Raw genomic sequence first — 26,211 nt, 5'->3', positions numbered from 1 at the left:
ACGCAAGGGCGCAAAACAACCGAGGTGGAAAGACGATGACTTCCGGAACGACCCGCTGGCTGCACGCCGCCTTTTCATGCGCCTTGCTTGCCATGCTGACCGCTTGCGGGTCTTTGCCGCAGATGCATGAACGCGCGGACGAGTACGCTGCGCCACCCGATCAGTCCACCCGGCTCGCAAAGATCGTGGCTGATTCGACGCCGCCGGGTGAGCACTCCGGTTTTCGCCTGATGCCGCTGGGCGTCTATTCGCTCGACGCCCGAATCCAGCTCGCCAAGCGGGCCCAGCAGGCGCTCGCGGTGCAGTATTACCAGCTCGAAAACGACGGCACCGGCCGATTGCTGATGCGGGCTTTGCGGGAAGCCGCGGCGCGCGGCGTGAAGGTGAGGCTGCTGGTGGACGACCTCTACACCGCCAAGAGCCAGGAGCCGCTGCTGGAGCTCGCGCAGGTGCCAAACGTCCAGGTGCGGCTGTTCAATCCGTTCTGCTGCGGGCGCAACGGCTTCATCTCGCGTTTTGCCGCCTCGCCGCAGGACATCCCGCGTCTCAATCACCGCATGCACAACAAGCTCTTCATTGCCGATGGCGTGTTGGCGGTCGTGGGCGGACGCAACATCGCCGATGAGTATTTTGTGCTCAGCCAGGCGCAGAACTTCATTGACATGGACGCCGTTGTCGTCGGGAAAGTGGTGCCGGAGCTCGAGGCAGTCTTCGACACCTTCTGGAACGCCGAGCAGGTCTGGCCCATCGAAGACATCGTGCACGCCACTCGGGGGAAAAAGCCCACGGCCGAAGATTTCGACAATTGGATCGGCATGTCCGCGCCTGCGCCCCGGCTGGAGCTTCCGCCGGTGGACGTCCTGGGATACGGCCCGATCACGGAGGAACTGGACGGCGGCCGCATGGGGCTGCTCTGGGGCGAAGCCCATGTGATTGCCGATCCGCCGAAGAAGCCCACCTACATGAATGCCGACGAGGCGCTTGCCACCAGCGTGACCATGAAGGTCTGGGGGCTGATGATGGATGCGAAGACCGAAGTGAACCTGACTTCCCCCTACCTGGTGCCGGGGGAAAAGGGCATGGCCGCCTTCGACGATCTCGCGCGGCGAAAGGTCAAACTGACGCTGCTGACCAATTCGCTCGCCGCCAACGACGAGCCGCTGGTGCACACGGCCTATGCCCGCTATCGGGAGCGGCTCCTTCGCAGCGGCGCCGACCTCTACGAGCTGAGCCCCGAGCGAACGATCGCCAGCGAACGCTTCGGCATGTTCGGCAAGTCGCTCGGCCGGCTGCACGCCAAGACGGCCGCGATCGACAAGCAGCGCATCTTCATCGGATCCATGAACCTCGACCCGCGATCGGCGACGCAGAACACCGAAATGGGTGTCGTGGCCGAAAGCCCGCAACTCGCGCGCGAAATGCTGCGGGTCATCAACATCAGCAAGCTCCAGAATTCGTATCGCCTCCGGCTGAACAAGGAAACGGGAGCCTTGCAATGGCTGACCACCGACGGTGAAAAAGAAATAATCCTGACTTCCGAACCTGAAGCCAGCTTTTTTCAACGTTTTTACAACGTGCTGGTCGGGCCGATCGTTCCGGAAATGCTGTTGTAATCCCCGGATGGTCACCACGGCACCCCGTCCTTGCAATTCGGCTCCGGCTCCCCACATGCTTCGCATGAACGCTACACATACTCCTGCGAACAAGTCCGACCTGGCTGTAACGCACGTGCTGGCCCAACTCCTCGAGCGCATCGAGCACAGTTCCGAGCCCGTCGGGGCCGAGCAATATCGGTCCGTCGTCATGCACCTCGTGGATGAATTCCGCGATGTAGAACCAGGTGCCCAACTGGGCCAATTGCTCGACGCCTACCCGGCCGCCGCCGAGGTGTACGAAAATCTCAACTACCAGCATGCGGGCCTGTGCCGCACCGCGCTGGACGTATCGCTATCCGCTGAACTGGCCGCCAAGAGCGCTATAGAGCGCGCCATGAAGCGTGGCCCGGAAGCCGCCCATGAGTAAGACTGAAGTCAAGACCACCGTTCTAGAGGACGGCCTGCGCTACAAGGCGAAGGCGTCCGGATCCCCATTTCGCGCTTCGGCGTCGTTCAGCGGCGCGACGATGTCGTGCTTCATGTGCGGAAAGCACCGCGTGCGCTCGCAGATGCGCACCCGTCAATTGCTCGGCAAATCGCAGACGGTTTGCGCGCCTTCCTGCAAGGCACTCGACGAACTCGTGGCTTCCGGGGGCGGCTAAGCCCCCTTCTCGGGGGCGATCGGCCGCCGAATTAGTACTTCGTACCGCCTATCAAATCGGAAGAATTCGAACTACAGTTGGAAACAACTGACGCAACTATTTGCATCAGAGCAAAGTTCCAATTGATGGTTGATTCCATGTTTCCGATGAATTCGATAGCTCTTCAAGCCCTGAGCACGCTTCGATTCAATGCGAAAGGACGTGCCCTGTGAGCCGCCAACGCCACGTGATCATGCAGGTCGTCAAACGATCCGGCGGTGCGACGCACCACGTCGAGTTTTCGATGGACGACAACTTCGCCGAGCGACTGCGGCAATTGCGCTCGCTCGTTCCACCCCTGAACGCCCTGAACAAGCAACGCGACCTCGTCATCGACAAGGTCCGCGTGCGCTTGCCGACGGCTGTGTGGCGATGCGGCGTTGACATCGACAGCTCGGTCGACGGGTCTTGCATCGTGATCGCTGCCGAAGGTTTTTTCAATTGCGGGGCCAAGGACCGCAAGACCAAGGAAAAGCTGGTCACCTATACCTTTCCTATCGCGAGGCTGATCGAGCTTCACGTGGAGCGACCCGAGGGCGAGACTTTCTACATCCGCGACGGCATCTTCACCAATGACGAGCCGGCGGACTCAGCGGCCGGACGCTGGGTCGCTTCGCTGCATGAGCTCGACGAAATGCGTGTCCCCGAGGCGCCATCGGACTTCGACACGCTCCAGGGCGTGCCATTGCGAAGCGAGCAGGGCGCCTCGCCCACGCGCTCGGTCAGCCTGAACTGACCGTTTCTCGCTACTGAACCTTCACCTCGACGCGGCGGGCTTCGCCCGCAGAGCCGTCGCCCTGGGCTTGCGCGGGCTTGGCGAGTTCGACCTTGTCGTCAGGCACGCCCGCCATCCGAAGCGCGGCGCCTACCGCCATTGCGCGTTGCTTGGCGAGTTCGGCGTTCTTCTCTGCGTCTCCGCTGGCATCGTGGAAGCCGCTCACCACCACATGACCACCGGCCTGTACGTTCTTCGCGATGTCGGCCAGCGCTTCGTTCGCGCCGGCCGGTACTTCGGCGCTGCTGCTGGCAAAGTAGAACTTCACCACGCCGCCTTCGGTCTTGATCGACGCGCCTGAGTCCGCGGCCACCGGGGCCGATACCGGCGCAGCCGCGGCGGGGGCTGCGGGGGGGGCTGCGGGCGTAGCAGGTGCGGTTAGCGGTGCTGGCGTTTCTGCCGGCTTGGTCATTGCACCCGCTTCACCCGAATGAAACTTGACCACCAGCGGGACGATCAGGAGCGCCACGATGTTGATGATCTTGATCAGCGGATTGATGGCCGGGCCGGCAGTGTCCTTGTAGGGGTCGCCCACGGTGTCGCCGGTCACGGCGGCCTTGTGCGCCTCCGAGCCCTTGCCGCCGTGGTGGCCATCCTCGATGTACTTCTTCGCGTTATCCCACGCGCCGCCGCCCGTGCACATGGAGATCGCCACGAAAAGACCGGTCACGATGGTGCCCATCAGCAAGCCACCGAGCGCCTTCGGCCCGAGCACCAGGCCGACCAGAATCGGCACGACCACCGGCAACAGTGACGGGATCATCATTTCCTTGATGGCCGCACCAGTCAGCATGCTCACCGCGCGACCGTATTCGGGCTTGGCGGTGCCTTCCATGATGCCCTTGATCTCGCGGAACTGGCGGCGCACTTCCTCCACGACGGAACCCGCCGCCCGGCCGACGGCTTCCATTGCCATGGCGCCGAAAAGGTAGGGGATCATGCCGCCGATGAACAGTCCAACGATCACCATCGGATCGCTCAGATTGAAGTCGATCGCAAGGCCGTAGCCTTCGAGCTTGTGCGTGTAATCGGCAAAGAGCACCAGCGCCGCAAGCCCTGCGGAGCCAATCGCATAACCCTTGGTCACGGCCTTCGTGGTGTTGCCGACAGCGTCGAGCGGGTCGGTGATGTCGCGCACACTGGCTGGCAGTTCGGCCATCTCGGCGATGCCGCCGGCGTTGTCGGTGATGGGGCCATAGGCGTCGAGCGCGACGACGATGCCGGCCATGCTCAGCATCGCCGTTGCCGCCACTGCGATGCCATAGAGGCCGGCCATCGTGTAGGCGGCCAAGATTGCGATACAGACGCAGATCACCGGCCAAGCGGTCGAACGCATCGAAACGCCAAGGCCAGCAATGATGTTGGTGCCGTGGCCGGTCGTCGAAGCCTGCGCAATGTGACGTACCGGCGAATATTGCGTGCCGGTATAGAACTCGGTGATCCACACCAGTGCAGCCGTCAGCGCCAGCCCGACAAAACAGGCACCGAAAAGCTTGAGCTGGCTGCCGGTGGGAGCGATGGCGTTGTCGGGGATCAGCCAGCTCGTCACGAACCAGAACGCGATCAGCGACAGGATGCCCGCTACCGCCAAGCCCTTGTAGAGCGCGGGCATGACATTGACCATGCCTGGAGAAGCTTTCACGAAGAAGCAGCCGATAATCGAAGCGATGATCGACACGCCGCCGAGCGCCAGGGGATACATCACCGCGTTGACCGGTGCCGCGGACACCATGAGCGCGCCCAGGACCATGGTCGCGATCAATGTCACGGCGTAGGTCTCGAACAGGTCGGCGGCCATGCCGGCGCAGTCGCCGACGTTGTCGCCCACGTTGTCGGCGATCACGGCCGGATTGCGCGGATCGTCTTCAGGGATGCCCGCTTCGACCTTGCCCACCAGGTCGGCGCCCACGTCGGCGCCCTTGGTGAAGATGCCACCGCCCAGGCGCGCGAAGATCGAGATCAGCGAAGAGCCGAAGGCGAAACCGATCAACGGATTGAGCAGGCTCGCGAGGCTCTTGTCCGGTGTGATCGTGGCGCTGCCCGCCAGGTACCAGTAGAAGGCCGACACGCCCAGCAGGCCGAGCCCCACGACCAGCATGCCGGTGATGGCCCCACCGCGAAACGCCACGTCGAGCGCCGGGCCGATGCCCTTGGTGGCCGCCTGCGCCGTGCGAACGTTGGCCCGCACCGAGACGTTCATGCCGATGAAGCCGCAGGCGCCTGAAAGCACCGCGCCGATGATGAAGCCCACTGCCGTGGTCAAGTCAAGAAAGATGGCGATCAGAATTGCAAGCACCACGCCTACGATGGCGATGGTGCGGTACTGCTTCGCGAGGTAGGCGGCCGCGCCGGTCTGGATCGCGGCTGCGATTTCCTGCATTCGGGCGTTGCCCGCGTCTTTCGAAAGAATCCAGCTGCGCGCCCAGAACCCATAAGCCACGGCCACGAGGCCGCAGACAATGGCGAGGACGAGAGGGGTGTTGCCAGTCATGCCTTTGCTTCTCCATTAGTTCGACTTAACTTTGTGGAGACGAAAGCTCGACCTGTGCGCAACGCGTACGGGTCAGTGCTTCCGCCGCGTTGCTTCCTCGAAGCCCCGGTGCCGCAAAGGCAGGGGCCGATTGGCCAACGGGTTCAATTTACAGGCAAATGCGGCTTTGTGTGCGACTGTGCCGTGACATGGAAAGTAAACTTCGGGTTTGTCCGCATCTCGCTAACCTCCTCCTACTCCTAAAGACAGACCATGTCCCTCGGCAAAGTTCACCCCGGAAAAGACGCTCCCGAATCTTTCAACGTCATCATCGAAATCCCGATGAACGCTGATCCGATCAAGTACGAAGTCGACAAGGAATCGGGCGCGATCTTCGTCGACCGGTTCATGACGACGGCGATGCACTACCCGACCAACTATGGTTATGTGCCGCAAACCCTGTCGGGCGACGGCGATCCGGTGGACGTGCTGGTCATCACGCCTTACGCGCTGGTGCCTGGCGTGGTGGTGCCGTGCCGCCCCATCGGCATCCTCATGATGGAAGACGAAGCAGGCGTGGACGGCAAGGTGCTGGCCGTTCCGACCGACAAGGTGCTGCCGATCTACAGCCACTGGAAGAAGGTGGAGGACGTGAACCCGATGCGCCTGAAGGCCATCACGCACTTCTTCGAGCACTACAAGGATCTCGAAGCCGGCAAGTGGGTCAAGGTGCTTGGCTGGGAAGGCATCGACTCGGCCAAGAAGGAAATCATGGACGGCATCGCGAACTTCAACAAGTAAGTTTCGCGGTCGGTCATTTTCAGGGCGCCTTGCGGCACGTGTCGCAAGGCGCTTTTTTCATGCCTTCATTCTTGTTGGCGGAACGGGCTGCGCTCTTCGAGGTGGTCCATGTAGTTCTCGATGCCCGCGCCTTCGCGTTCCAGAAAGCGCTCGACCGCGTCCGCGAAAGACGGGTGCGCCAGCCAATGCGCGCTCGTGGTCTTGACCGGCATCAGCGCGCGCGCCATCTTGTGTTCGCCCTGCGCGCCGCCTTCGAAGCGCAGAACGCCATGCTCGATGCACCACTGCAGCGGCTGGTAGTAGCAAGCCTCGAAGTGCAGGCAGTCGACCCGTTCGAGCGCGCCCCAGTAGCGGCCGTAGGCGATGAGCGGATGCTCCGATGCGTTGCTTCTGCCGACGCCGGCGGACAATGCGATCAGGCTCGCCGCGATCGGCTTGCCGCCGCGCTCGGCGATGAAGAGCAGCCAGGCTTCCGGCATGCTCGCCGCCATGCGATGAAAGAAGTCGCGATTCAGATAGGGCGGATTGCCGTGCTCGCGGTAAGTGCGCGCATAGCAGCGATAGAAGAAATCCCAGTCGGCGCTGTCGATGTCGGTTCCACGCGACCAGCGAAAGCTCACACCTGCCTCATGGACCTTGCGGCGCTCCTGGCGGATCTTCTTGCGCTTGTCATGAGCCAGGCTCGCAAGGAACGCGTCGAAATCGCTCCATTGCGCGTTGTTCCAATGGAACTGGACCGTGTGCCGCAGCATGAGTCCGGCGTCGGCGCACGCAGCGATATCTTCGTCGGCGCCGAAAAGCAGATGCAGGGAAGACACTTCCGTCTGCTCACACCAGGCGACCAAGGCTCGTGCCAAAAGCGCTCGGCTGATGTCGTCGCGCGCGAGCAGCCGGGTACCCGGCACGGGCGTGAAAGGCACCGCGACGACCGCCTTGGGGTAGTAGGCCAGCCCGTGCTGCTCGTACGCATTGGCCCAGGCCCAATCGAAGACGTACTCCCCGTACGAATGGTCCTTGACATAGAGCGGGCATGCCGCCAACAGCTGCTTGCCGCGCCAGAGCGCCACGAAGTGCGGCGCCCATCCTGTCTTCGGCGAAGCGCTGCCGCTGGCGTCGAGCGCGTTCAGGTAGGCATGGCGCATGAAGGGGGAGGGCGCGGCCTGCGTGGCGAGCAAGCCGTCCCACGCGGCGGCGTCGATCTCGGCGATCGAGCGATGGATGCGAACGATAGGGTCAGTCACTGCAAACTCGTCAACTGCGGCGGGCCCCGAGCGTCTCGGCCACGTAAATGCCGCCGAGCACGAGGGCCAGTGCTACCGCGTGGTAGATCGACAGGGGCTCGCCCAGGATCATCACGGCCAGCAGCGGCCCGAAGATCGGAACCAGATTGAGAAAAACGCCGGCCCGCGCCGGCCCGATCAGTCCCACTGCGTGAATGAAGGTGATCTGCGAAATGAAAGACGGCAGCAGGCCGACGAAGATCACCAGTGCGATGCCCCTGCCCGTGGGCATGAAGAACTGGCCCATTGCGACCTCCGCAGCCACCAGCGGCAGTGAGACCAGGCACGCGACCAGGGCGGTGGCAGCAAAGAAGACGATCGCTGGCACCGCGGGTCTTCTGCGCAGACCCAGTGCATATCCCGCATACAGGAGGCACGCGATCACCATCCAGACGTCTCCGACATTGAACGCAAGACTCGCCAGCAACGCAAACTCACCGCGAGACGCGACGACCGCGATGCCGGCCAGTGTCATGACAACGCCCACGATCTGCAGGCCAGTGATGCGCGTGCCGAAGAACAAAAAGCTGCCGACCAGCACCAGCACGGGAATGGTGCCCTGAATGATCGCGATATTGATGGCCGTTGTGTGATGGGCCGCCGCATAGAACAGCGCGTTGAAACCCGTGAAGCCGAGCGCACCCATCAGCACGATGGACCGCCAGAACGGCAGCAGGGAGCGCCAGTGCATGGCGATCTGTTGCCGCGACGTAAGACCGAGGGCGAGACAACAGACGATCCAGCGCGAGAAGGTCAGCATCATCGGCGAGACCTCACCCACGGCGAGCCGCGCAGCCACGGCATTGGCGCCCCAGATCAGCGTGGTGAAGACCAGGAGCAGATAGGCCTGGCCCTGCGGGCTCGGAACGACGGAATCGAAGAAGGCGGAAATTGAAGAGCCGGTGCGCATCGCTTCATGAGGGTAACAGCCCCTGCGATGCCGCGTGGCCCGAGGGTTGCAAGGCGTGGGCGCCGATATGTGGATGACATAATCGATCAGCCCTTTGCTTGCTCTCATATGACTCTGAAACTCGCCATCGCGCAGCTCAATTTCGTGGTCGGCGACCTTACCGGCAATGCGCGGAAGATCGTCGACGCCGCGCGATCCGCCTATCAGCAAGGGGCACGCCTCCTGCTTACACCGGAGCTTTCGATCTGCGGCTATGCGGCGGAAGACCTGTTCCTGCGGCCCGCCTTCGTTGCCGCCTGCGACGATGCCGTAAAGGTGGTGGCCGCCGAACTCGCCGATCTCGATGGCATGGTGGTTGTGGTTGGCCATCCGACGGGCGGCAGCCTGCGCAGCAAGTCGGTCGCCGTGCAATTGCGGCACAACGCGGCCAGCGTGCTCAGCGAAGGGCGCATCCTCGAGACCTACGCCAAGCGCGAACTGCCCAACTACCAGGTTTTTGACGAGCGCCGGTATTTCACGCCCGGCGAAGGCGTCTGTGTGTTCCAGGCGGGCGGCGTGTCCGTCGGCCTGCTGATTTGCGAAGACGCGTGGTTCGACACTCCCGCGCGACTGGCCAAGGAGGCGGGTGCCGAAGTGCTGGCGGTCATCAACGCGTCGCCGTTTCACGTCGGCAAGGGCGGCGAGCGCCTGACGCGCATGGCCGAGCGCGCGCATGCGGTAGGCCTGCCGCTGGTATATGCGCACCTCGTCGGCGGCCAGGACGAAGTGGTCTTTGACGGGGGCTCCTTCGCGCTGCAGGCTGAAGGCACGCGCGCGCTGCAAGCGGAAAGTTTCAAGGAACAACTGGTCCTCGCGCAAATGGAGCGCAGTGCGCAAGGGATGCGCTTCATGCCCGACGACTCCGCCGCCTCGGCACCGCGCGAAGCCGAAGCGCAACTGTGGGACGCCCTCGTACTCGGCGTGCGGGACTACATCGGAAAGAACGGCTTTCCGGGCGCGATCCTCGGCCTTTCGGGCGGGATCGACTCGGCGCTTGTGCTCGCGGTTGCGGTCGATGCGCTCGGCAAGGACAGGGTGCGGGCCGTGATGATGCCTTCGCCGTACACCGCTGACATCAGTTGGATCGATGCGCGTGAAATGGCTCGGCGCATGGGCGTGCGCTACGACGAAATCTCGATCAAGCACACTTTCGAGTCGTACCTCGGTGCATTGGCCAATGAGTTCGAGGGGCTGCGCGAAGACACCACCGAAGAAAACCTCCAGGCGCGCATCCGCGGTACCTTGCTGATGGCGCTGTCGAACAAGTTCGGCTCTATCGTGCTGACCACCGGCAACAAGAGCGAAATGGCGACGGGCTACTGCACGCTTTACGGCGACATGGCGGGGGGCTTCGCGGTCATCAAGGATCTGCTGAAGACAACGGTGTTCGCGCTGGCACGCTGGCGGAATGCGCATGACCCCTACGGCACAGGCCACGAGCCAATCCCCGAGCGCATCATCACGCGCCCGCCGAGCGCCGAGTTGCGGCCGGACCAAACCGATCAGGACAGTCTGCCGCCCTACGACGTCCTCGACGGCATCCTGTCGCGCTACATGGAAGACGACGAAGGGATCGACGAGATCATCGCGGCGGGCTATGACCGGGACGTGGTCGAAAGAGTGGCGCGCCTGATCAAGATCAATGAATACAAAAGGCGTCAGGCACCCGTGGGAATCCGGGTCACCCATCGCAGCTTCGGCAAAGATTGGCGCTACCCTATTACCAGCAAATTCAACGAAACCGCCGGAAGAAAGCCCCTATGAAGCAAATCACTGCCATCCTCAAACCGTTCAAGCTCGATGACGTGCGCGAGGCCTTGGCCGAAGTGGGCGTCACTGGCCTCACCGTGACCGAAGTGAAAGGCTTTGGCCGCCAGAAGGGTCATACCGAGCTGTACCGTGGCGCTGAATACGTGGTCGACTTCCTGCCGAAGATGAAGGTCGAGGTGGTGGTCAACGAGGCGGATGTCGATCGCTGTGTCGATGCGATCGTCAGCGCTGCGCGCACCGGCAAGATCGGGGACGGCAAGATCTTCGTGACGAACGTGGAGCGGGTCGTGCGCATCCGCACGGGGGAAGAGGACGAAGCTGCGGTCTGACGGCTGGCTCGCCCCCAGGCTGCGCGCACTTCGTGTCGCTTCGCCTTCCCCCTGCCCGGGGGCAACACCGGCGGCCCGGCAAAGCCGGTTCCGCGGTGTTTCTGGAAGGAACTCGTTGCGACGCGGTCCTTATAGGATCTGGGCTAATTTGTCGGACTTGGGGTGGCGGGTGTGCTCTTGCCGGAGTGCTTCCAGGAGGGCGGGCGCGTCGGTGGCGGAGCGGATGAGGTCCATTTGCCATTCGCCCATGAAGCCTTCGCGGACGCTGTGGGCGAGGAAGGCGAGGAGGGCGTCGTAGTAGCCGGCCACGTTGAGGATGCCGACTGGCTTGTCGTGGTAGCCGAGTTGGCGCCAGGTCCAGATCTCGAACAGTTCCTCGAAGGTGCCGATGCCGCCGGGCAAGGCGAGGAAGGCGTCGGCTCGCTCGCCCATCATGGCCTTGCGCTCGTGCATGGTGTCTACAACGTGAAGCTCGTCGCTTTGGCGGTTGGCGAGTTCCCTGTCGACGAGGGCCTTGGGGATGATGCCGACGACACGGCCGCCGGCCGCACGGGTGGCGTCGGCGACGGTGCCCATCAGGCCCGTTCGACCGCCGCCGTAGACCAGCTGGCCGCCTTGTTCGCCGATCCAGCGGCCGACCGTCTGGGCGGCGGCGGTGAATTCGGCTTGCTCACCTGGGCGGGAGCCGCAATAAACGCATATCGAAAATCTAGGAGTCATCTCCGTATCATGCCGCGCCAGCGTGACGTTCGGGCTCCGGGGCCATGCGTCAACCCGCCAGGCGCTGCCAAACTGCGGTGATCCAGACGCCGGCGCACAGGAGGATGGACACAAGCACCGCGGCGCTGCCCACGTCCTTCGCCGTCTTGGAAAGTGGATGCCACTCGGCACCCACTCGGTCGATGGCGGCCTCGATGGCCGTATTGAGCAGTTCGACGATCACCACGAGAGCCAGTACGGCAAGAAGCAGCGCGATCTCCATCCAGCGCTGGCCCACCCAGAACGCAGACGGCACCATGACGATGGCGCAATAGATTTCCTGCCGGAATGAGGGCTCCTGCCAGCCGGCGCGGAAGCCGTCGACTGAAATCCGCGCTGCGTGCCAGATGCGAACCAAACCCCGACGTGCTTTTTGCGGGTTGGCCGTTTCCGTGGTGCTCATCTGCGGCTGAGCGGCTTCGACGGAATCAGGCGCGTGCCAGCCCATGCGTCATGCCAGAACTGTCGCTCTGGCTGAAACCGGGCCAACAGCGCCCACACCAGGACCCAGCCAAAAACCAGCACCGACGCTTCGCCGCCGCCGAGCTTGAACGGGGAGATGGCGGCCAGCGGCGGCAAGAACCAGATCCAGCTCAACAAATATCGCAGCAGCGCGCGACCTTGCGTCAGGGGTCGCCCGAAACGGTCAACGACCCGGATCCCCCAGGTTTTCATGGCGAGGGTCTGCCCCTTCGACCAAAACCAGACGAAGTAGACGCCGAATACCACGAACAGGAAGGCCTGCAGCAGATGCCGGCGGGAATCCATGCCGTCGCGCATCTGCCCGAGGGTGCTGAAAAGCCAGCCTGCAACGAACACTACCGCAAACAGCAGCATGCCTTCATAGAGCCAGCAAGCCATGCGGCGCCACAGACCGGGTGCTGGCAAAGCGGGCGAGGCGGGCGAGACAGGCGGACTCTGTGCGGGCGCTCCAGCGGCGGCAGCACGATCGGAGCCAGGGGTGCCGGAGGACGTGGAAGACATCGACAGCGGCTCAGGGCGCGGAGGCGGGTTGGTCGGACACGCGCACGGGCGCTTCAGATGCGGACGGAGCCGGCACCTGAGCCTCTGCGCTCACGGGCGGAAAGGAAGCCGAGGCTGCGGACGTGGGTGCGGGCGCGGGCGTGTTTGCCGCAGATGGCGCGGGCACCGGATGTGCCGTTCCCACAGGCGCAGAAGCCGCCGCGGCAGTGGTCGCGGGCGGGGCCAGCTGTATGCGGGGCATGTGCAGGTTGTCGGGGCCGACGGCGGGGACGGGCGCCAGCTTCTGGCGTGGCACTGGGCGGATCGTCGATGCCGCGCCTGGAGATTTCACGGTCGTGGCACGGGCCGCCAGCTTGCTTTTTTCTTCGTCGCTCAAGGCTTGGTAGGCCTCCCACTTCGCCTTGCGCTCGTCAGCGGGGACCTGCTTGACGTCCGCGAAGTTGAGCCGCGCCTGTTCTCGCTGCTGATTGCTCAGCTTTGCCCATTCGGTCATTCGGCTATGGAGAACTTCCTGATCCGACGCAGGCAAGCTGGCGTAATCGCGCGAAATGGCAAGCCATTTGCGCTTGTGAGGCTCGGTCAGCTCGTCCCAGTACAGGGCCAGCGGTTGCAGGGCCTTTTGCTGGCGGGCGGTGAGCTCGCGCCAGAGCGGCTTCGAGGGGGGCTTGGGCGCGACTGCGGAGGTGGTTGCCGAGCCGGTCGCTTTGCCCGGCTGGGCCTTGGCCGAAGTCGCGGCCATACCGCAGGCACACAGCAAAAGACCCGCGCTCAGCCACACGGCCGCCCAGGTGTGCGGCCGCGCGAGGCTGCGCGCTTCGGCGCGAGAAAGAGGGCGTAGCGGCATTCGGTGCGCGGCAATCAGTGTTCGGGCTCGGTGTCGGACGTCTTCAGGAACTGGGCAAATCCCGGGTCGGTATAGGCCGCCGGCGGGAGCGCGTCGGTCAGGAGCGCCGAGTCGATCGCGGCCAATTCGTTGGTGCGGTTGTCGTCCTGCATCACGCTGATCGCCACGAGCCCCGCGACGAGCGCGACGAGGGGGACGACCGATCCGATGCGGGTCCACCAGCGGGCGCCCAGCCCGAGCGACGCACTACCACCGTGCGACAGGACGACCGGCGCACTGCGAACGTGTTCAACGACCTTCCGACGCGCCATCGCCTGCGCCCGGGCGACGCGGAGCCTTTCGCTGACCTCGTGCGAAAGTTCTACATTGCCGGCCGAGAGCCGGGCGGCCACGCGGCGGCCGAACTGCTCCTCAAGTGCAGCGGAAGAGGCGGAAAGCGATGTATTCATAGCGAAATTCCCTTGGCTTTGAGCGCCTTGCTCAAGGCGTGAACGGCGCGCGAACAGTGAGTCTTGACGCTACCTTCGGAGCACCCCATTGCAGCGGCCGTCTCGGCGACATCCATTTCCTCCCAGTAACGCATCAGAAAGGCCTCACGTTGACGACCGGGGAGCGCGGCAATTTGTTCCTCGATTTCGCGGAAGACCTGAGCCCGCCGTGTCGTGTCTTCGGCGCTTTCGGTTTCCTGGCCGTTGGTCGAGAGCTGGAAGTGCTCCAGCAGGTCGAAATCACCGTCATCGTCCAGGCTCTCGAAATCGCTTAGATTGGAGAAAAGCGCCTTGCGCGTCTTCTGCCGCCGGAACCAGTCGAGGGTGCAATTGGAGAGGATGCGCTGGAAAAGCAGCGGCAGCTCGTTGGCCGGCTTGTCGCCATAGTGCTCGGCCAGCTTCATCATGCTGTCCTGGACGATGTCCAACGCGGCTTCTTCGTCCCGCACGTGATAGACGGACCGCTTGAACGCGCGACGTTCGACGCTCTTCAGGAAGTCGGAAAGTTCTTTTTCAGTGGCCAAGCGAATCTGGCGCCGGGGACGCGCCGAGTGGGAAAGTGTCTCGAGGACATCGGGTTTTCTTGTCGCCGCGGATTATGCCCCGCACCCATCCTGGCCGTGAGAAGGGGCGCCGGTTGCTCTTTGGGCGCCACTTCCGGTGTCATAATCCGCGCTGCTAGTCAAAAGGCAAACGGGTCACGGTCCGGCGGTATGACAAATTCGCCCATGGTCGTGGCCTCAAGTCCTGACGCGGCTTCAAGAGAGCTGGCGAAGGGGCACCCAAGGTTTTTCGTTCCCGAAAATCACAAAGGTTGATCATGGAAATCTCAAAGGCGGAAATCACTTCCGCGGCAGCCGCATCCTCCGCGATGGGCAATCAAACACAAGAGCTCATGGGCGCCGAAGTGCTGGTCAAGGCACTGCAGGCTGAAGGCGTCCAGTACGTCTGGGGCTACCCCGGCGGCGCGGTGCTCTACATCTACGACGCGTTCTACAAGCAAGACACCATCCAGCATGTGCTGGTGCGGCACGAGCAAGCCGCTGTGCACGCCGCCGACGGGTATGCGCGCGCCACCGGCGAGGTCGGCGTGGCGCTGGTCACTTCCGGTCCCGGGCTGACCAATGCGGTCACCGGCATCGCGACCGCCTACATGGACAGCATCCCGATGGTCATCATCTCGGGGCAGGTCCCGACTGCTGCGATCGGGCTCGATGCATTCCAGGAATGCGACACGGTCGGCATTACCCGTCCCATCGTCAAGCACAACTTCCTCGTCAAGGATCCCAAGGATCTGGCGCTGACGATGAAAAAGGCCTTCCACATCGCACGCACCGGCCGTCCGGGCCCGGTGGTGGTGGACGTGCCCAAGGACGTTTCATTCAAAAAGGTACCGTACAGCGGCTATCCCGACAAGGTGGAGATGCGCTCGTACAACCCCGTGCGCAAAGGCCATGGCGGCCAGATCCGCAAGGCCCTGCAGCTTCTGCTGGCTGCCAAGCGCCCCTACATCTATACCGGCGGTGGCGTGCTTCTCGGCAACGCGACGAACGAGTTGCGCGCGCTGGTCGACATGCTCGGCTACCCGGTCACCAACACCTTGATGGGTCTTGGCGCCTACCCGGCAAGCGACCGCAAGTTCCTGGGCATGCTCGGCATGCACGGCACCATCGAAGCCAACAACGCCATGCAGAACTGCGATGTGCTGCTGGCGGTCGGCGCCCGGTTCGATGACCGCGTGATCGGCAATCCCAAGCACTTTGCACAGAACGAACGCAAGATCATCCACGTCGACATCGATCCGTCGAGCATCTCCAAGCGGGTGAAGGTCGACATCCCGATCGTCGGCGACGTGAAGGACGTTCTCACCGAACTGATCTCGATGATTCGCGAAAGCTCCGTCCGCACCGATGCGGCGGCGCTCGCCAACTGGTGGGAGACCATCGAGGGCTGGCGCGGCAAGGATTGCCTCAAGTACGACCGCGGCAACAAGGACGTCATCAAGCCGCAATACGTGGTCGAAACCCTCTGGAACATGACCAAGGACGCCGACACGTACGTCACGTCGGACGTCGGCCAGCACCAGATGTGGGCGGCCCAGTACTACCGTTTCGACGAGCCGCGTCGCTGGATCAATTCGGGCGGTCTTGGCACGATGGGTGTCGGCATTCCCTATGCGATGGGCGTCAAGCTCGCCAAGCCCGAATCCGAGGTGTTCTGCATCACGGGAGAAGGCTCGGTGCAGATGTGCATCCAGGAGCTTTCGACCTGCCTGCAATACAACACGCCGATCAAGATCTGCTCTCTCAACAACCGCTATCTCGGCATGGTGCGGCAGTGGCAGGAGATCGAGTATTCGGGCCGCTACAGCCACAGCTACATGGACGCGCTGCCCAACTTCGTGAAGCTGGCCGAGGCCTATGGCCACGTGGGTCTGCTGATCGAACGCCCCCAGGACGTCGAGCCGGCATTGCGCGAAGCACGCAAGCTCAAGGACCGCACGGTGTTCATGGATTTCCGCACCGATCCGACCGAAAACGTGTTCCCGATGGTCAAGGCAGGCATGGGCATTACCGAAATGCTCCTCGGCTCCGAAGACCTCTGACGCAATGTCCCTCGTCCCCGTGTCCGCAGGGACCGGGTTTCCAGTCAATTTTTACGACAAATCTATTGCCCGCCAAGCCCGCGCATTACCGTGCGCGGGGGAGGGCGGCGAAAAGAGGAGTCCTCTCGCCATGAAACACATCATTGCCGTGCTGCTCGAGAACGAGCCCGGTGCACTCTCCCGCGTCGTCGGCTTGTTCTCGGCGCGCGGCTACAACATCGAATCGCTGACCGTTGCGCCGACCGAGGACCCCAGCCTCTCGCGCATGACCATCGTCACCGCCGGCTCGGACGACGTGATCGAGCAGATTACCAAGCACCTCAACCGGCTGATCGAAGTCGTCAAGGTCGTCGACCTGACCGAAGGCGCCTACACCGAGCGCGAGCTCATGATGGTGAAAGTGCGCGCAGTCGGCAAAGAGCGTGAAGAGATGATGCGCATGACCGAAATCTTCCGCGGGCGCATCATCGACGTGACCGACAAGAGCTACACCATCGAGCTCACTGGCGATCACGGCAAGAATGACGCGTTCCTCGAAGCCATCGATCGCGGCGCGATCCTCGAAACCGTCCGTACCGGCGCAAGTGGCATTGGCCGGGGCGAGCGCATTCTGCGCGTCTGAAAACAAAGTTCCACATCCACCGAATCAACGAAGGAGAAATCTCATGAAGGTCTACTACGACAAGGACGCTGATCTCAGCCTCATCAAGGGCAAGACGGTTGCAATCATCGGCTACGGCAGCCAGGGCCACGCACACGCGCAGAACCTGAACGACAGCGGCGTGAAGGTCGTCGTCGGCCTGCGCAAGGGCGGCGCTTCGTGGCCCAAGGTCGAGAAGGCCGGCCTCAAGGTGGCCGAAGTGGCAGATGCCGTGAAGGCAGCCGACGTGGTCATGATTCTGTTGCCTGACGAGCAGATCGCCAACGTCTACAAGAACGATGTCGCGCCGCACATCAAGGAAGGCGCTTCGCTCGTCTTCGCGCACGGCTTCAACGTGCACTATGGCTTCGTGCAGCCGCGCGCGGATCTGGACGTGTGGATGGTGGCACCGAAGGCGCCCGGTCACACCGTGCGCAGCACCTATGCCCAAGGTGGCGGCGTGCCCCATCTGATCGCCGTGCATGCCGACAAGAGCGGCAAGGCGCGCGACCTGGCTCTGTCGTATGCCACAGCCAATGGCGGCGGCAAGGCCGGCATCATCGAGACCAACTTCCGCGAAGAAACCGAAACCGACCTGTTCGGCGAACAAGCCGTGCTGTGCGGCGGCACCGTCGAACTGATCAAGGCCGGTTTCGAGACGCTGGTGGAAGCCGGCTACGCCCCTGAAATGGCGTACTTCGAATGCCTGCACGAGCTGAAGCTGATCGTCGACCTGATCTATGAAGGCGGCATCGCCAACATGAACTACTCGATCTCGAACAACGCCGAGTACGGCGAGTACGTGACCGGCCCGCGCATCGTGACCGAAGAAACCAAGAAGGTCATGAAGCAGGTTCTGAAGGACATCCAGACGGGTGAATACGCCAAGAGCTTCGTGCTCGAAAACGCGGGCGGCGCGCCCACGCTGATCAGCCGTCGCCGCCTCAACGCCGAGCACCAGATCGAAGTGGTCGGCGAGAAGCTGCGGGCCATGATGCCTTGGATCAAGAAGAACAAGCTGGTGGACCAGACCCGCAACTGATCGGGGCCTTTTTCATAGCTTGCAGGGGCCACCGATCGGTGGCCCTTTTCTTTCGGGGCGCCGCGGCGCCTGAACTACACTGCCTCCGATGCGATCGTCCCCCCTATTTGCCGTGATTTCCGAAGCCTGTTGCACCCTCCTGACGTGCACTGGAGGCCGGTTGCATGCATGACGACACGCTTCCTGATGATGCGCCGCCGCGCAAGCGTCGAAAAGGCATCTACATCCTCCCGAATCTGTTTACCCTTGCAGCGCTGTTCGGAGGCTTCTATTCGATCGTGATGGCGATGAATGCGCGCTTCGATCTCGCGGCGCTGGGTGTCTTCGCGGCGATGATCCTCGACAGCCTGGACGGGCGGGTCGCGCGCATGACCAATACTCAGAGCGCGTTCGGCGAGCAGATGGATTCGCTATCCGACATGGTGTCTTTTGGCGCGGCGCCCGCGCTGATCGCGTACGAATGGTCGCTCAAGGGCCTCGGCCGCTGGGGCTGGATTGCTGCCTTCGTCTATTGCGCGTGCGCTGCGCTGCGACTTGCGCGTTTCAACGTCAATACCGGCGTCGTCGACAAGCGCTGGTTCCAGGGCCTCCCTTCGCCCGCGGCGGCGGCGCTCGTGGCGGGCTTCATCTGGCTCATGACCGAATGGGGCAAGCGCGGCGGTGAGGTGCTTTATCTCTCCTGGCAGCAGATCACCTGGATTACTTTCGCCTTCACTTTGTACGCAGGGCTCTCGATGGTGACCAACGCGCCGTTCTACAGCTTCAAGGACGTGCAGGTGAAGCGCAGCGTTCCATTTGCCGTGATCGTGCTGATCGCACTTGGGATCGCTGTCATCAACATCCATCCGCCGACCGTACTGTTCAGCCTGTTCGTGGCCTACGGCCTCAGTGGATATGTTGTCTATGGATGGCGCAAGGCCAACGGACAGCCGGTGAGCGTGATCAGCATTTCGACGGACGAGCCCGACGAACGCGGTCTCCACAACTGATCAGGCCTGTGCTACATTCGCGCCTCCCATGAACAAGATTTCGCTGGCCCTACTACTAATCCCCCACGGGCGGAGAAGGTAGCGCGCGCGCAAATCCCTCACCACGGCCCGTTCGCACCAGCAACGGGCCGTTTGTTTTGGGGTTGCTGGTTGATCCAACCACAGCGAGAAATATCAGATGTTGAAGCAACCCAACCTCAAGTACCGTGCCTCCGCACCGGTCGGCCTCAAGGATCGCACTTGGCCTGACGCCGTGCTGAGCCAGGCTCCCATCTGGCTGTCAACTGACCTGCGTGATGGAAACCAGGCGCTGGTGGAGCCGATGGACATCGCCCGCAAGATGCGGATGTTCGAGACGCTGGTTGCGATCGGCTTCAAGGAAATCGAAGTGGGGTTTCCATCCGCGTCGCAAATCGAGTTCGACTTCGTGCGCAAGCTCATCGAGGAGGACCGCATCCCTGATGATGTGACCATTCAGGTACTCACCCAGGCGCGCGACCACCTGATCGAGCGCACCTTCGAGGCGCTGCAGGGCGCGCCGCGCGCGATCGTTCACCTGTACAACGCCGTGGCCCCAATCATGCGCCGGGTCGTGCTCGGCATGGACGAGGACCAGATCGTCGAACTCGCCACATCGCATGCGCGCATGTTCAACGAATTGGCGGCCAGACAGCCGAACACCCGGTGGACATTCCAGTACTCGCCCGAAATGTTCTCGGGCACCGATCTCGCGTTTTCGAAGCGCGTGGTCGATGCAGTGACTGAGGTTTGGGCGCCAACGCCGGCCCACAAGTGCATCGTCAACCTGCCGTCGACCGTCGAGCACTCGACCCCGAACATCTTCGCGGACATGATCGAATGGATGCACCGCAACCTCGCCCGCCGGGATGCAATCGTGCTTTCAGTGCACCCCCACAATGATCGCGGCACCGGCACTGCGGCCGGCGAGTTTGCGCTGATGGCAGGCGCCGATCGCATCGAAGGCTGTCTTTTCGGCAACGGCGAACGCACCGGCAACCTCGATCTCGTGAACGTGGCGCTCAATCTCTACACCCAAGGCGTCTCGCCTGGATTGGACTTCTCGAACATCGACGAAATCCGGGCGACGGTCGAGCACTGCAACCAGCTTCCGGTGCATCCGCGCCATCCCTACGTAGGCGATCTGGTTTACACGTCGTTCTCCGGTTCGCACCAGGACGCGATCAAGAAGGCATTCAGCGCCCGCAAGGACGGCGACGTCTGGGACATGCCCTATCTGCCGATCGACCCGAAAGACGTCGGCCGCAGCTACGAAGCCGTGATCCGCGTCAACAGCCAATCGGGCAAGGGTGGCATTTCCTACTTGCTCGAGAGCGAGTACGGATTGGAGTTGCCGCGCCGCCTGCAGATGGAGTTCAGCCAGACTGTGCAGCGCGTGATGGACGTCGCTGGCAAGGAACTCACCGCAGCCGACCTCTGGGACCTGTTCGAGAGCGAATACGGCCTGAGGGACGAAATCGGGCCGCAGCATCGCGTGCTCGAAGAGCAGGGCGAGGGCGCAGACGCATCGGTGGTCCTGCGCGCCGACTTGCCCTGGAACGGCGAAATTTGCCGAATCGAAGGTCGTGGCAACGGACCGATCGACGCTTTCATCCATGCCATTGCCGGTGCCACCGGTCATGCCCTGCGCGTGATCGACTATCACCAGCATGCCATTGGCGCGGGCGCCGACGCGCAAGCCGTGGCCTACCTTGAGTTGCGCGTGGACGAGGCGGTCACGCTGTTCGGCGTCGGAATGGATGCCAACATCATCTCGGCTTCGCTCAAGGCGATCGTTTCGGGCCTGACGAGGGCTCGGACGCAGACGGCGGTCAGCGCACAATCGGTGCCCGAACCTGTCTGATGAGCGGCAGAGGAGGGCCGCAGCGGCGCGCCCTCCGCCTCGCGCTGAATAAAGGAGATCCACGATGGCTGACAAACTGATCATTTTCGACACGACCTTGCGCGACGGCGAGCAGTCGCCCGGCGCGTCCATGACCAAGGACGAGAAGTTGCGCATCGCGCGTCAGTTGGAGCGCCTGCGAGTCGACGTCATCGAAGCCGGCTTCCCGGCGAGTTCGAATGGCGATTTCGACGCCGTGGCGGCGATCGCCACTGCCATCAAGGACTCCACCGTTTGCGGGCTTTCGCGTGCCAACGACCGCGATATCTCACGCGCGGCCGAAGCGCTCAAGAGCGCGGCCAATGGCCGGATCCACACCTTCATCGCGACGTCGGCCCTTCACATGGAGAAGAAGCTGCGGATGACGCCGGACGAGGTCTTCGAGCAGGCCAGGCTTTCGGTCCGCTTTGCGCGCAATCTCGTCGCCGACGTCGAGTTCAGCCCCGAAGACGGCTATCGGAGTGATCCAGACTTTCTCTGCCGGGTGCTAGAAGCGGTCATCAACGAAGGCGCGACGACGATCAATGTCCCAGACACGGTGGGTTATGCCATACCGGAGCTCTACGGCAATTTCCTCAAGATGTTGCGCGAGCGCATCCCGAACAGCGACAAGGCGGTTTGGTCGGTGCACTGCCACAACGACCTGGGCATGGCGGTTGCCAATTCGCTCGCGGGTGTGAAGATCGGCGGCGCCCGGCAGGTCGAATGCACCATCAACGGCCTGGGGGAGCGCGCGGGCAACTGCTCCCTTGAGGAAGTCGTGATGGCAGTGAAGACCCGCAAGGATTACTTCGGGCTCGAGTTGGGCATCGATACGCGCCACATCGTTGCCGCAAGCCGCATGGTGAGCCAGACGACGGGGTTTGTGGTGCAGCCCAACAAGGCTGTGGTCGGCGCCAATGCCTTTGCTCATGCGTCCGGCATTCACCAGGACGGGGTGCTGAAGGCGCGCGACACATACGAGATCATGAGGGCGGAGGACGTGGGCTGGGCGGCCAACAAGATCGTCCTCGGCAAGCTCAGCGGTCGCAACGCGTTCAAGCAACGCTTGCAGGAACTGGGCGTGACGATGGAAAGCGAAGCGGACATCAACGCCGCGTTCGCCCGGTTCAAGGAGCTTGCCGATCGAAAAAGTGAAATATTTGACGAAGACATCCTCGCGCTCGTCAGCGACGAAGAACTCTCGCACGTTGGAGAACAGTTTGGCTTTGTGTCCTTGTCGCAGCACAGCGAAACGGGCGAGCGTCCCAAGGCTCGCGTCGTGTTCACGGTCAGCGGCAAGGAAGTCACTGGAGAGTCCGACGGCAATGGCCCGGTGGACGCTTCGCTGAAGGCGATCGAGTCGCATGTGAAGAGTGGCGCCGAGATGGTGCTCTATTCGGTCAATGCGATCAGCGGATCGACCGAAAGCCAGGGGGAGGTGACAGTGCGATTGCAGAATGCGGGCCGCGTGGTCAACGGTGTGGGGGCGGATCCCGATATCGTGGTCGCGTCGGCCAAGGCTTATTTGAGTGCGCTCAACAAGTTACAGAGCCAAGCTGAGAGAGTGGCAGCACAAGGCTAGTTTCTCGTGCTCCTTGTTTTCGATTGAAGAAAAGGATGCAAGTAACTGATATTGCGCGTTTTTTTTGATTTCGATACACTGCGGTTTTCTTTGTCGCCGCTGGAGATTTTTAATGCCCGAAGCCCGTCCCCACCGAGTTTCCAGCCAGCGGTTTCTTCCCGCCTTTCGCCTACTCGCCGTCGCGCTTTGCGCCACGGCGTTTTTATTGCCCGCTGCCAATGCGGCCAAGAAAGAGCCCACGAAGAAGACCCTGAACGCGGATACCAAGCGCAAGACGGTCTCGAGCACGCGCACTGCGGTGTCCAAGCGCAGCACGAGCGCCGCGAAGAGCGAGAAGGTTGTCAGCGGCGGACGCAACGTGGTCGCATCCATTCGCAAGAAGAATGGCCGTACCGAAGTGGCCGTGCAGCGGCGCTCGGTCGTTCGCGTCGCCGAACCTGCCCGCCAATCCTTCGGCCAGATCGCCGGCTTGCACAGCACGGAGGATGCACTCGATCTGAAGTCGAGCGTTGCCCTCGTCATCGATCAGGACACGCACGAAGTGCTGCTCAGCAAGAACGATCACGCCGTTCTGCCGATCGCTTCGTTGACCAAGCTCATGACAGGCCTGCTCATCAGCGAAGCCCAGCTTCCAACGGATGAGCTGATCACCATCACCCAGGACGACGTCGATACCGAGAAGAGAAGCAGTTCGCGCCTGACCGTCGGCTCGACCCTGCCGCGCGGCGAGTTGCTGCACCTGGCCTTGATGTCGAGCGAGAACCGCGCGGCCCATGCTCTTGGCCGTACATACCCGGGCGGATTGACGACTTTCGTCAGCGTCATGAACGCCAAAGCCAAGATGCTCGGCATGAAGGACACCCGGTATGTCGAACCGACCGGCCTATCGAGCCGCAATCAATCCAGCGCGCAGGATCTTGCCCTGCTCGTGAATGCCGCCTATTCCGATCCGACGGTGCGGCAACTATCGACCTCGCCGGAATACCAGGTCGAAGTCGGCAATCGCGTGTTGCAGTTCAACACCACCAACCGGCTCGTCAAGAGTCCTGACTGGGACATCGGCGTTCAAAAGACCGGCTACATCTCTGAGGCGGGCCAGTGTCTTGTGATGCAGGCGAAGATCGCGGGCCGCAAGCTGATCATGGTGTTCCTCGACTCGGCCGGCAAGTTCAGCCGCATAGCCGACGCCGAACGTGTGCGGCGCTGGGTGGAAGCGAACCACATGGTGAGCAAGGCTGCGCAGCAGCGCCTGGCGGCAAACAACGCAGGATGATTCCACCGCAGCCCTTCAAGGGCTATGGCGATGCGGCGCTCGCGGCGTCGGCCTTGTAGCCGAGCGCGTTCGATATTTCGTTGGCGGTCGCTTGAAGCTTGGGTAGCCATCCATCATCCAGGCGATCCGCCGGTGCGGAGATCGAGAGACCGGCAACCAGCTTTCCCTGATCGTCGTAGATGCCTGCCGCCATGCAGCGCACGCCGAGTTCGAGCTCCTCGTTGTCACGCGCGATGCCGTACTGGCGAGCCTTCGAAAGCTCCCTCTCGAGAATCGGCAGCTGCGTGATGCTGTTGCGCGTGTGGCCAGCTAACCCGGTGCGCGTGGCGTAGCTTCGGACGCGCTGGGGTTCATCCACCGCCAGAAAGAGCTTTCCCGTTGAGGTCAGATGCAACGGAGCCCGGCCACCGATCGCGCGCACCACCTGCATTCCCGAGCGTTCGCTATAGGCCCGCTCGATGTAGACGATCTCGTCGCCCTGGCGCATGCTCAGGTTCACCGGTTGTTGGGTCAGTTTGTGCAGCTCCCGCATGGGCGCCATCGCGGCGTCCCGCACGTTGAGGCGTCCCTTGACCAGATTGCCGAGTTCCAGCAGGCGCATGCCGAGCCGGTAGCTTCCAGCTTCGGGGCGATCCACGAAGCGGCCGACCGCCAGGTCGTTCAGGATGCGGTGCGTGGTCGACGGATGAAGCCCCGTTTTCTCGCTGATCTCCTTGAGCGATATCGCCTCTTCGCGTGAAGCGAGGACGTCGATCAAGGAAAACATTCGCTCGATGACCTGGATCACGGGCGTGGCTGGAACGTCGGATTGGATTTTTCGCATGTGCAACACGGTTTTGGACCGGTCGCGATTTTACGTGGTGAAATGACTTGGCGCCTGCCACCGTCCGTCAATCAGTACCTCGTGCGGTGCGTAGCGCGCCTTGTAGTTCATCTTGGAGCTTCCTTCGATCCAGTAGCCCAGATACACGTGCGGCAGCCCAAGCTTGCGCGCCTGCTGGATCTGCCAAAGCACGCTGTAGTTGCCATACCCGGCGCCCGGCTCGGGTTCGTAGAAGGTGTAGACGGCCGAAAGCCCATCGTTGAGCACGTCGAGGATGGAAACCATCTTCAGAGCGCCTGGGCTGCCGTCGGGCAGGGTTTCGCGAAACTCCACGAGGCGCGAGTTGACCCTGCTTTGCAGCAGGAACTGGGTGTATTGGTCGATGCTGTCGTGGTCCATGCCGCCACCCGCATGCCGCCCGTTCTGGTAGCGCAAATAGAGCTGATAGTGCTCGGGGACAAAGCACAGTTTCAGCACGCGCGCTTGCAGATTGGCGTGGCGGGTCTGGGCGCGGCGTTGGCTTCGGGTCGGACGGAACTCGTTGACTAGCACACGCAACGGAATGCATGCATTGCATCCGTCGCAATAGGGCCGATAGGTGAACATGCCGCTTCGACGGAACCCGCTCAGTACGAGATCCGAATAGGCGTCGTTGTGGATGAGGTGGCTGGGCGTGGCAACCTGCGAGCGCGCCTGCCGGTCCGGCAGATAGCTGCACGGATAGGGAGCCGTCGCGTAGAACTGCAGCGTATGGAGCGGAAGGTCCTTGAGGTGCGTCACGTCTTTGGCAAGGGTCGCGCGGACAGGAGTTCGTTCCAGTATACGGGGTCGAAGCGCCACACAGGAGCGTCCATGAGGTGCGCGTGGGCGACGTGCGACACGAAGCGCTGGCGCGGCATTTCCCGGGCGCCGAGGCTGGCAAGATGGGCCGTGTTCTGCTGGCAGTCGATCATGGCGATGCCGTGATGCAAGCAGAAGGAGACGAGCGCAGCCAGTGCGATCTTGGATGCGTCGGGTCTTCGCGCGAACATGGATTCGCCGAAGACCGCGCGCCCGATTCCGACGCAGTAGAGTCCGCCGACGAGTTGACCGTCGACCCACGTTTCGACGCTGTGGGCATGCCCCGCGCGGTGAAGTGCGGTGTAGGCGCGCACCATTTCCGGAAGAATCCACGTGCCGCTCTGGCCCGCGCGCGGGGTTTGCGAGCAATTCGAGATCACCTTCACAAAATCTTGGTCGATGCGGACTTCGCAGCCTTCGGTGGCGACGAATCGAAGGAGCGTCTTGCGAAGAGAGCGGTGAAGCTTGAATCGAGCGGTTTCCAGCACCATGCGCGGATCGGGACTCCACCAAAGAATGGGCTGGCCGTCGCTGAACCACGGGAAGATTCCTTGGGCGTACGCCTGCAGCAGGCTTGCGACGTCCAGCGACCCGCCGGCTGCGAGCAGACCGGGAACCGGGTCGGCATCGCCCCACGCCATGGCCGCGTCAGGCAAGGGGTCACCGGGGTCTAGCCAGGGCAATTGCATTTTGGAATGGTTACACGCTTCGGCCAGATCGCAGTCAGTCAATGCCGAAAGTACCCGAAGCCCATATAGTCGTTATCTGT

26 protein-coding genes are annotated in these 26,211 nt (G+C 62.7%); 14 read left to right on the top strand and 12 right to left on the bottom strand.

Going from position 1 to position 26,211, the window contains the following annotated elements; translation table 11 throughout:
• Window positions 1-35 precede the first annotated feature (35 nt).
• From AC1DMA_RS02690 to AC1DMA_RS02675, 4 genes are all read left to right on the top strand, one after another.
• Window positions 36-1,613 carry a phospholipase D-like domain-containing protein gene (locus tag AC1DMA_RS02690; protein ID WP_478143134.1) on the top strand — a complete coding sequence of 526 codons (1,578 nt, stop codon included), beginning with the start codon at window positions 36-38 and terminating at the stop codon, window positions 1,611-1,613.
• Between the two features lie 64 nt (window positions 1,614-1,677).
• Complete coding sequence (locus AC1DMA_RS02685; protein WP_478126449.1) at window positions 1,678-2,022, top strand: hypothetical protein; 345 nt, start codon at window positions 1,678-1,680, stop codon at window positions 2,020-2,022.
• Complete coding sequence (locus tag AC1DMA_RS02680; protein ID WP_478126448.1) at window positions 2,015-2,257, top strand: hypothetical protein; 243 nt, start codon at window positions 2,015-2,017, stop codon at window positions 2,255-2,257. Before AC1DMA_RS02685 ends, AC1DMA_RS02680 begins: the two co-directional genes overlap by 8 nt.
• Window positions 2,258-2,465: 208 nt before the next feature.
• Window positions 2,466-3,032 carry a hypothetical protein gene (locus AC1DMA_RS02675; RefSeq protein WP_478126447.1) on the top strand — a complete coding sequence of 189 codons (567 nt, stop codon included), beginning with the start codon at window positions 2,466-2,468 and terminating at the stop codon, window positions 3,030-3,032.
• Window positions 3,033-3,042: 10 nt separating this feature from the next.
• Here AC1DMA_RS02675 and AC1DMA_RS02670 read toward each other — a convergent pair whose 3' ends face one another.
• Window positions 3,043-5,562 (bottom strand): sodium-translocating pyrophosphatase, encoded by a 2,520-nt coding sequence (locus tag AC1DMA_RS02670; RefSeq protein ID WP_478143133.1) that lies wholly within the window; start codon window positions 5,560-5,562, stop codon window positions 3,043-3,045.
• A gap of 252 nt (window positions 5,563-5,814) precedes the next feature.
• Here AC1DMA_RS02670 and ppa point away from each other — a divergent pair, with 252 nt between their 5' ends.
• Window positions 5,815-6,342, top strand: a complete 528-nt coding sequence (gene ppa / locus AC1DMA_RS02665; protein WP_478126445.1) for an inorganic diphosphatase — start codon at window positions 5,815-5,817, stop codon at window positions 6,340-6,342.
• A gap of 65 nt (window positions 6,343-6,407) precedes the next feature.
• Here ppa and AC1DMA_RS02660 read toward each other — a convergent pair whose 3' ends face one another.
• Together AC1DMA_RS02660 and AC1DMA_RS02655 are read right to left on the bottom strand one after the other, a co-directional pair.
• A complete protein-coding gene (locus AC1DMA_RS02660) occupies window positions 6,408-7,583 on the bottom strand; it encodes a GNAT family N-acetyltransferase (protein ID WP_478143132.1) in 1,176 nt (391 codons plus the stop codon).
• Between the two features lie 10 nt (window positions 7,584-7,593).
• Entirely contained in the window at window positions 7,594-8,532 is a 939-nt protein-coding gene (locus AC1DMA_RS02655; RefSeq protein WP_478126443.1) for a DMT family transporter, read from the bottom strand.
• Between the two features lie 108 nt (window positions 8,533-8,640).
• On the opposite strand from AC1DMA_RS02655, the gene AC1DMA_RS02650 reads away from it, so the two are divergent.
• Both AC1DMA_RS02650 and AC1DMA_RS02645 read left to right on the top strand, forming a co-directional pair.
• Window positions 8,641-10,335 carry an NAD+ synthase gene (locus AC1DMA_RS02650; protein WP_478143131.1) on the top strand — a complete coding sequence of 565 codons (1,695 nt, stop codon included), beginning with the start codon at window positions 8,641-8,643 and terminating at the stop codon, window positions 10,333-10,335.
• Entirely contained in the window at window positions 10,332-10,670 is a 339-nt protein-coding gene (locus tag AC1DMA_RS02645) for a P-II family nitrogen regulator (RefSeq protein ID WP_286565984.1), read from the top strand. Before AC1DMA_RS02650 ends, AC1DMA_RS02645 begins: the two co-directional genes overlap by 4 nt.
• Window positions 10,671-10,799: 129 nt before the next feature.
• Here the strand turns inward: AC1DMA_RS02645 and AC1DMA_RS02640 are convergent, their stop codons facing one another.
• Genes AC1DMA_RS02640 through AC1DMA_RS02615 form a run of 6 tightly spaced genes read right to left on the bottom strand, consistent with a single transcriptional unit; the run spans window position 10,800 to window position 14,269 of the window.
• Window positions 10,800-11,390 (bottom strand): LOG family protein, encoded by a 591-nt coding sequence (locus tag AC1DMA_RS02640; protein WP_478126441.1) that lies wholly within the window; start codon window positions 11,388-11,390, stop codon window positions 10,800-10,802.
• 49 nt (window positions 11,391-11,439) lie between these two features.
• Complete coding sequence (locus AC1DMA_RS02635; protein WP_478126440.1) at window positions 11,440-11,832, bottom strand: diacylglycerol kinase; 393 nt, start codon at window positions 11,830-11,832, stop codon at window positions 11,440-11,442.
• On the bottom strand, window positions 11,829-12,413 hold the full coding sequence (locus AC1DMA_RS02630) for an RDD family protein (protein WP_478126439.1): 585 nt from the start codon (window positions 12,411-12,413) through the stop codon (window positions 11,829-11,831). Before AC1DMA_RS02630 ends, AC1DMA_RS02635 begins: the two co-directional genes overlap by 4 nt.
• Before the next feature lie 10 nt (window positions 12,414-12,423).
• Complete coding sequence (locus AC1DMA_RS02625) at window positions 12,424-13,257, bottom strand: DUF3106 domain-containing protein (protein ID WP_478126438.1); 834 nt, start codon at window positions 13,255-13,257, stop codon at window positions 12,424-12,426.
• A 14-nt stretch (window positions 13,258-13,271) separates the two neighbouring features.
• Window positions 13,272-13,706: a DUF3619 family protein gene (locus AC1DMA_RS02620; protein ID WP_478126437.1), complete on the bottom strand. Its 435-nt coding sequence runs from the start codon at window positions 13,704-13,706 to the stop codon at window positions 13,272-13,274.
• Window positions 13,703-14,269, bottom strand: coding sequence for an RNA polymerase sigma factor (locus AC1DMA_RS02615; protein ID WP_478126436.1), 567 nt, complete (start codon window positions 14,267-14,269; stop codon window positions 13,703-13,705). Before AC1DMA_RS02615 ends, AC1DMA_RS02620 begins: the two co-directional genes overlap by 4 nt.
• Before the next feature lie 296 nt (window positions 14,270-14,565).
• Between AC1DMA_RS02615 and AC1DMA_RS02610 the strand changes: the two genes are divergently transcribed.
• The 7 genes from AC1DMA_RS02610 (at window position 14,566) to AC1DMA_RS02580 (ending at window position 23,779) form a co-directional block, all read left to right on the top strand.
• A complete protein-coding gene (locus AC1DMA_RS02610; protein WP_478143130.1) occupies window positions 14,566-16,350 on the top strand; it encodes an acetolactate synthase 3 catalytic subunit in 1,785 nt (594 codons plus the stop codon).
• Between the two features lie 130 nt (window positions 16,351-16,480).
• Complete coding sequence (ilvN, locus tag AC1DMA_RS02605; RefSeq protein WP_478126434.1) at window positions 16,481-16,972, top strand: acetolactate synthase small subunit; 492 nt, start codon at window positions 16,481-16,483, stop codon at window positions 16,970-16,972.
• 43 nt (window positions 16,973-17,015) lie between these two features.
• Window positions 17,016-18,032: a ketol-acid reductoisomerase gene (ilvC, locus tag AC1DMA_RS02600; protein ID WP_478126433.1), complete on the top strand. Its 1,017-nt coding sequence runs from the start codon at window positions 17,016-17,018 to the stop codon at window positions 18,030-18,032.
• A gap of 164 nt (window positions 18,033-18,196) precedes the next feature.
• Window positions 18,197-19,021 carry a CDP-diacylglycerol--serine O-phosphatidyltransferase gene (pssA, locus tag AC1DMA_RS02595; protein WP_478126432.1) on the top strand — a complete coding sequence of 275 codons (825 nt, stop codon included), beginning with the start codon at window positions 18,197-18,199 and terminating at the stop codon, window positions 19,019-19,021.
• Between the two features lie 178 nt (window positions 19,022-19,199).
• Window positions 19,200-20,903 carry a 2-isopropylmalate synthase gene (leuA, locus tag AC1DMA_RS02590; protein WP_478143129.1) on the top strand — a complete coding sequence of 568 codons (1,704 nt, stop codon included), beginning with the start codon at window positions 19,200-19,202 and terminating at the stop codon, window positions 20,901-20,903.
• 64 nt (window positions 20,904-20,967) lie between these two features.
• Window positions 20,968-22,506 carry a 2-isopropylmalate synthase gene (locus AC1DMA_RS02585; protein ID WP_478143128.1) on the top strand — a complete coding sequence of 513 codons (1,539 nt, stop codon included), beginning with the start codon at window positions 20,968-20,970 and terminating at the stop codon, window positions 22,504-22,506.
• A 112-nt stretch (window positions 22,507-22,618) separates the two neighbouring features.
• A complete protein-coding gene (locus AC1DMA_RS02580) occupies window positions 22,619-23,779 on the top strand; it encodes a serine hydrolase (RefSeq protein ID WP_478126429.1) in 1,161 nt (386 codons plus the stop codon).
• Between the two features lie 22 nt (window positions 23,780-23,801).
• Here the strand turns inward: AC1DMA_RS02580 and AC1DMA_RS02575 are convergent, their stop codons facing one another.
• From AC1DMA_RS02575 to aat, 3 genes are read right to left on the bottom strand one after another with little or no spacing between them, the layout of a single operon-like run.
• Window positions 23,802-24,602 (bottom strand): IclR family transcriptional regulator, encoded by an 801-nt coding sequence (locus AC1DMA_RS02575; protein ID WP_478126428.1) that lies wholly within the window; start codon window positions 24,600-24,602, stop codon window positions 23,802-23,804.
• 30 nt (window positions 24,603-24,632) lie between these two features.
• Complete coding sequence (locus tag AC1DMA_RS02570; protein ID WP_478126427.1) at window positions 24,633-25,382, bottom strand: arginyltransferase; 750 nt, start codon at window positions 25,380-25,382, stop codon at window positions 24,633-24,635.
• The gene (gene aat / locus AC1DMA_RS02565) at window positions 25,379-26,131 is read right to left on the bottom strand and encodes a leucyl/phenylalanyl-tRNA--protein transferase (RefSeq protein ID WP_478143127.1); all 753 of its coding nucleotides are present in this window, start codon (window positions 26,129-26,131) and stop codon (window positions 25,379-25,381) included. Before aat ends, AC1DMA_RS02570 begins: the two co-directional genes overlap by 4 nt.
• Window positions 26,132-26,211 lie beyond the last annotated feature (80 nt).

The sequence above is a fragment of the Variovorax sp. 05N34 genome, from assembly GCF_056397405.1.
Note: the sequence above shows the minus strand (reverse complement) of the source record. Positions and strands in the feature narration are given on the sequence as shown.

What these genes read in the sequence shown, in the direction of transcription:
- AC1DMA_RS02610 (WP_478143130.1), top strand. Translation starts at nt 14,566, where the DNA reads ATGGAAATCTCAAAGGCGGAAATCACTTCCGCGGCAGCCGCATCCTCC.
- AC1DMA_RS02640 (WP_478126441.1), bottom strand. Translation starts at nt 11,390, where the DNA reads ATGACTCCTAGATTTTCGATATGCGTTTATTGCGGCTCCCGCCCAGGT.
- pssA (WP_478126432.1), top strand. Translation starts at nt 18,197, where the DNA reads ATGCATGACGACACGCTTCCTGATGATGCGCCGCCGCGCAAGCGTCGA.
- ppa (WP_478126445.1), top strand. Translation starts at nt 5,815, where the DNA reads ATGTCCCTCGGCAAAGTTCACCCCGGAAAAGACGCTCCCGAATCTTTC.
- AC1DMA_RS02580 (WP_478126429.1), top strand. Translation starts at nt 22,619, where the DNA reads ATGCCCGAAGCCCGTCCCCACCGAGTTTCCAGCCAGCGGTTTCTTCCC.
- AC1DMA_RS02620 (WP_478126437.1), bottom strand. Translation starts at nt 13,706, where the DNA reads ATGAATACATCGCTTTCCGCCTCTTCCGCTGCACTTGAGGAGCAGTTC.
- AC1DMA_RS02645 (WP_286565984.1), top strand. Translation starts at nt 10,332, where the DNA reads ATGAAGCAAATCACTGCCATCCTCAAACCGTTCAAGCTCGATGACGTG.
- AC1DMA_RS02630 (WP_478126439.1), bottom strand. Translation starts at nt 12,413, where the DNA reads ATGTCTTCCACGTCCTCCGGCACCCCTGGCTCCGATCGTGCTGCCGCC.
- AC1DMA_RS02690 (WP_478143134.1), top strand. Translation starts at nt 36, where the DNA reads ATGACTTCCGGAACGACCCGCTGGCTGCACGCCGCCTTTTCATGCGCC.
- ilvC (WP_478126433.1), top strand. Translation starts at nt 17,016, where the DNA reads ATGAAGGTCTACTACGACAAGGACGCTGATCTCAGCCTCATCAAGGGC.
- AC1DMA_RS02670 (WP_478143133.1), bottom strand. Translation starts at nt 5,562, where the DNA reads ATGACTGGCAACACCCCTCTCGTCCTCGCCATTGTCTGCGGCCTCGTG.
- AC1DMA_RS02625 (WP_478126438.1), bottom strand. Translation starts at nt 13,257, where the DNA reads ATGCCGCTACGCCCTCTTTCTCGCGCCGAAGCGCGCAGCCTCGCGCGG.
- AC1DMA_RS02575 (WP_478126428.1), bottom strand. Translation starts at nt 24,602, where the DNA reads ATGCGAAAAATCCAATCCGACGTTCCAGCCACGCCCGTGATCCAGGTC.
- AC1DMA_RS02680 (WP_478126448.1), top strand. Translation starts at nt 2,015, where the DNA reads ATGAGTAAGACTGAAGTCAAGACCACCGTTCTAGAGGACGGCCTGCGC.
- AC1DMA_RS02585 (WP_478143128.1), top strand. Translation starts at nt 20,968, where the DNA reads ATGGCTGACAAACTGATCATTTTCGACACGACCTTGCGCGACGGCGAG.
- ilvN (WP_478126434.1), top strand. Translation starts at nt 16,481, where the DNA reads ATGAAACACATCATTGCCGTGCTGCTCGAGAACGAGCCCGGTGCACTC.
- AC1DMA_RS02685 (WP_478126449.1), top strand. Translation starts at nt 1,678, where the DNA reads ATGAACGCTACACATACTCCTGCGAACAAGTCCGACCTGGCTGTAACG.
- aat (WP_478143127.1), bottom strand. Translation starts at nt 26,131, where the DNA reads ATGCAATTGCCCTGGCTAGACCCCGGTGACCCCTTGCCTGACGCGGCC.
- AC1DMA_RS02655 (WP_478126443.1), bottom strand. Translation starts at nt 8,532, where the DNA reads ATGCGCACCGGCTCTTCAATTTCCGCCTTCTTCGATTCCGTCGTTCCG.
- leuA (WP_478143129.1), top strand. Translation starts at nt 19,200, where the DNA reads ATGTTGAAGCAACCCAACCTCAAGTACCGTGCCTCCGCACCGGTCGGC.
- AC1DMA_RS02635 (WP_478126440.1), bottom strand. Translation starts at nt 11,832, where the DNA reads ATGAGCACCACGGAAACGGCCAACCCGCAAAAAGCACGTCGGGGTTTG.
- AC1DMA_RS02650 (WP_478143131.1), top strand. Translation starts at nt 8,641, where the DNA reads ATGACTCTGAAACTCGCCATCGCGCAGCTCAATTTCGTGGTCGGCGAC.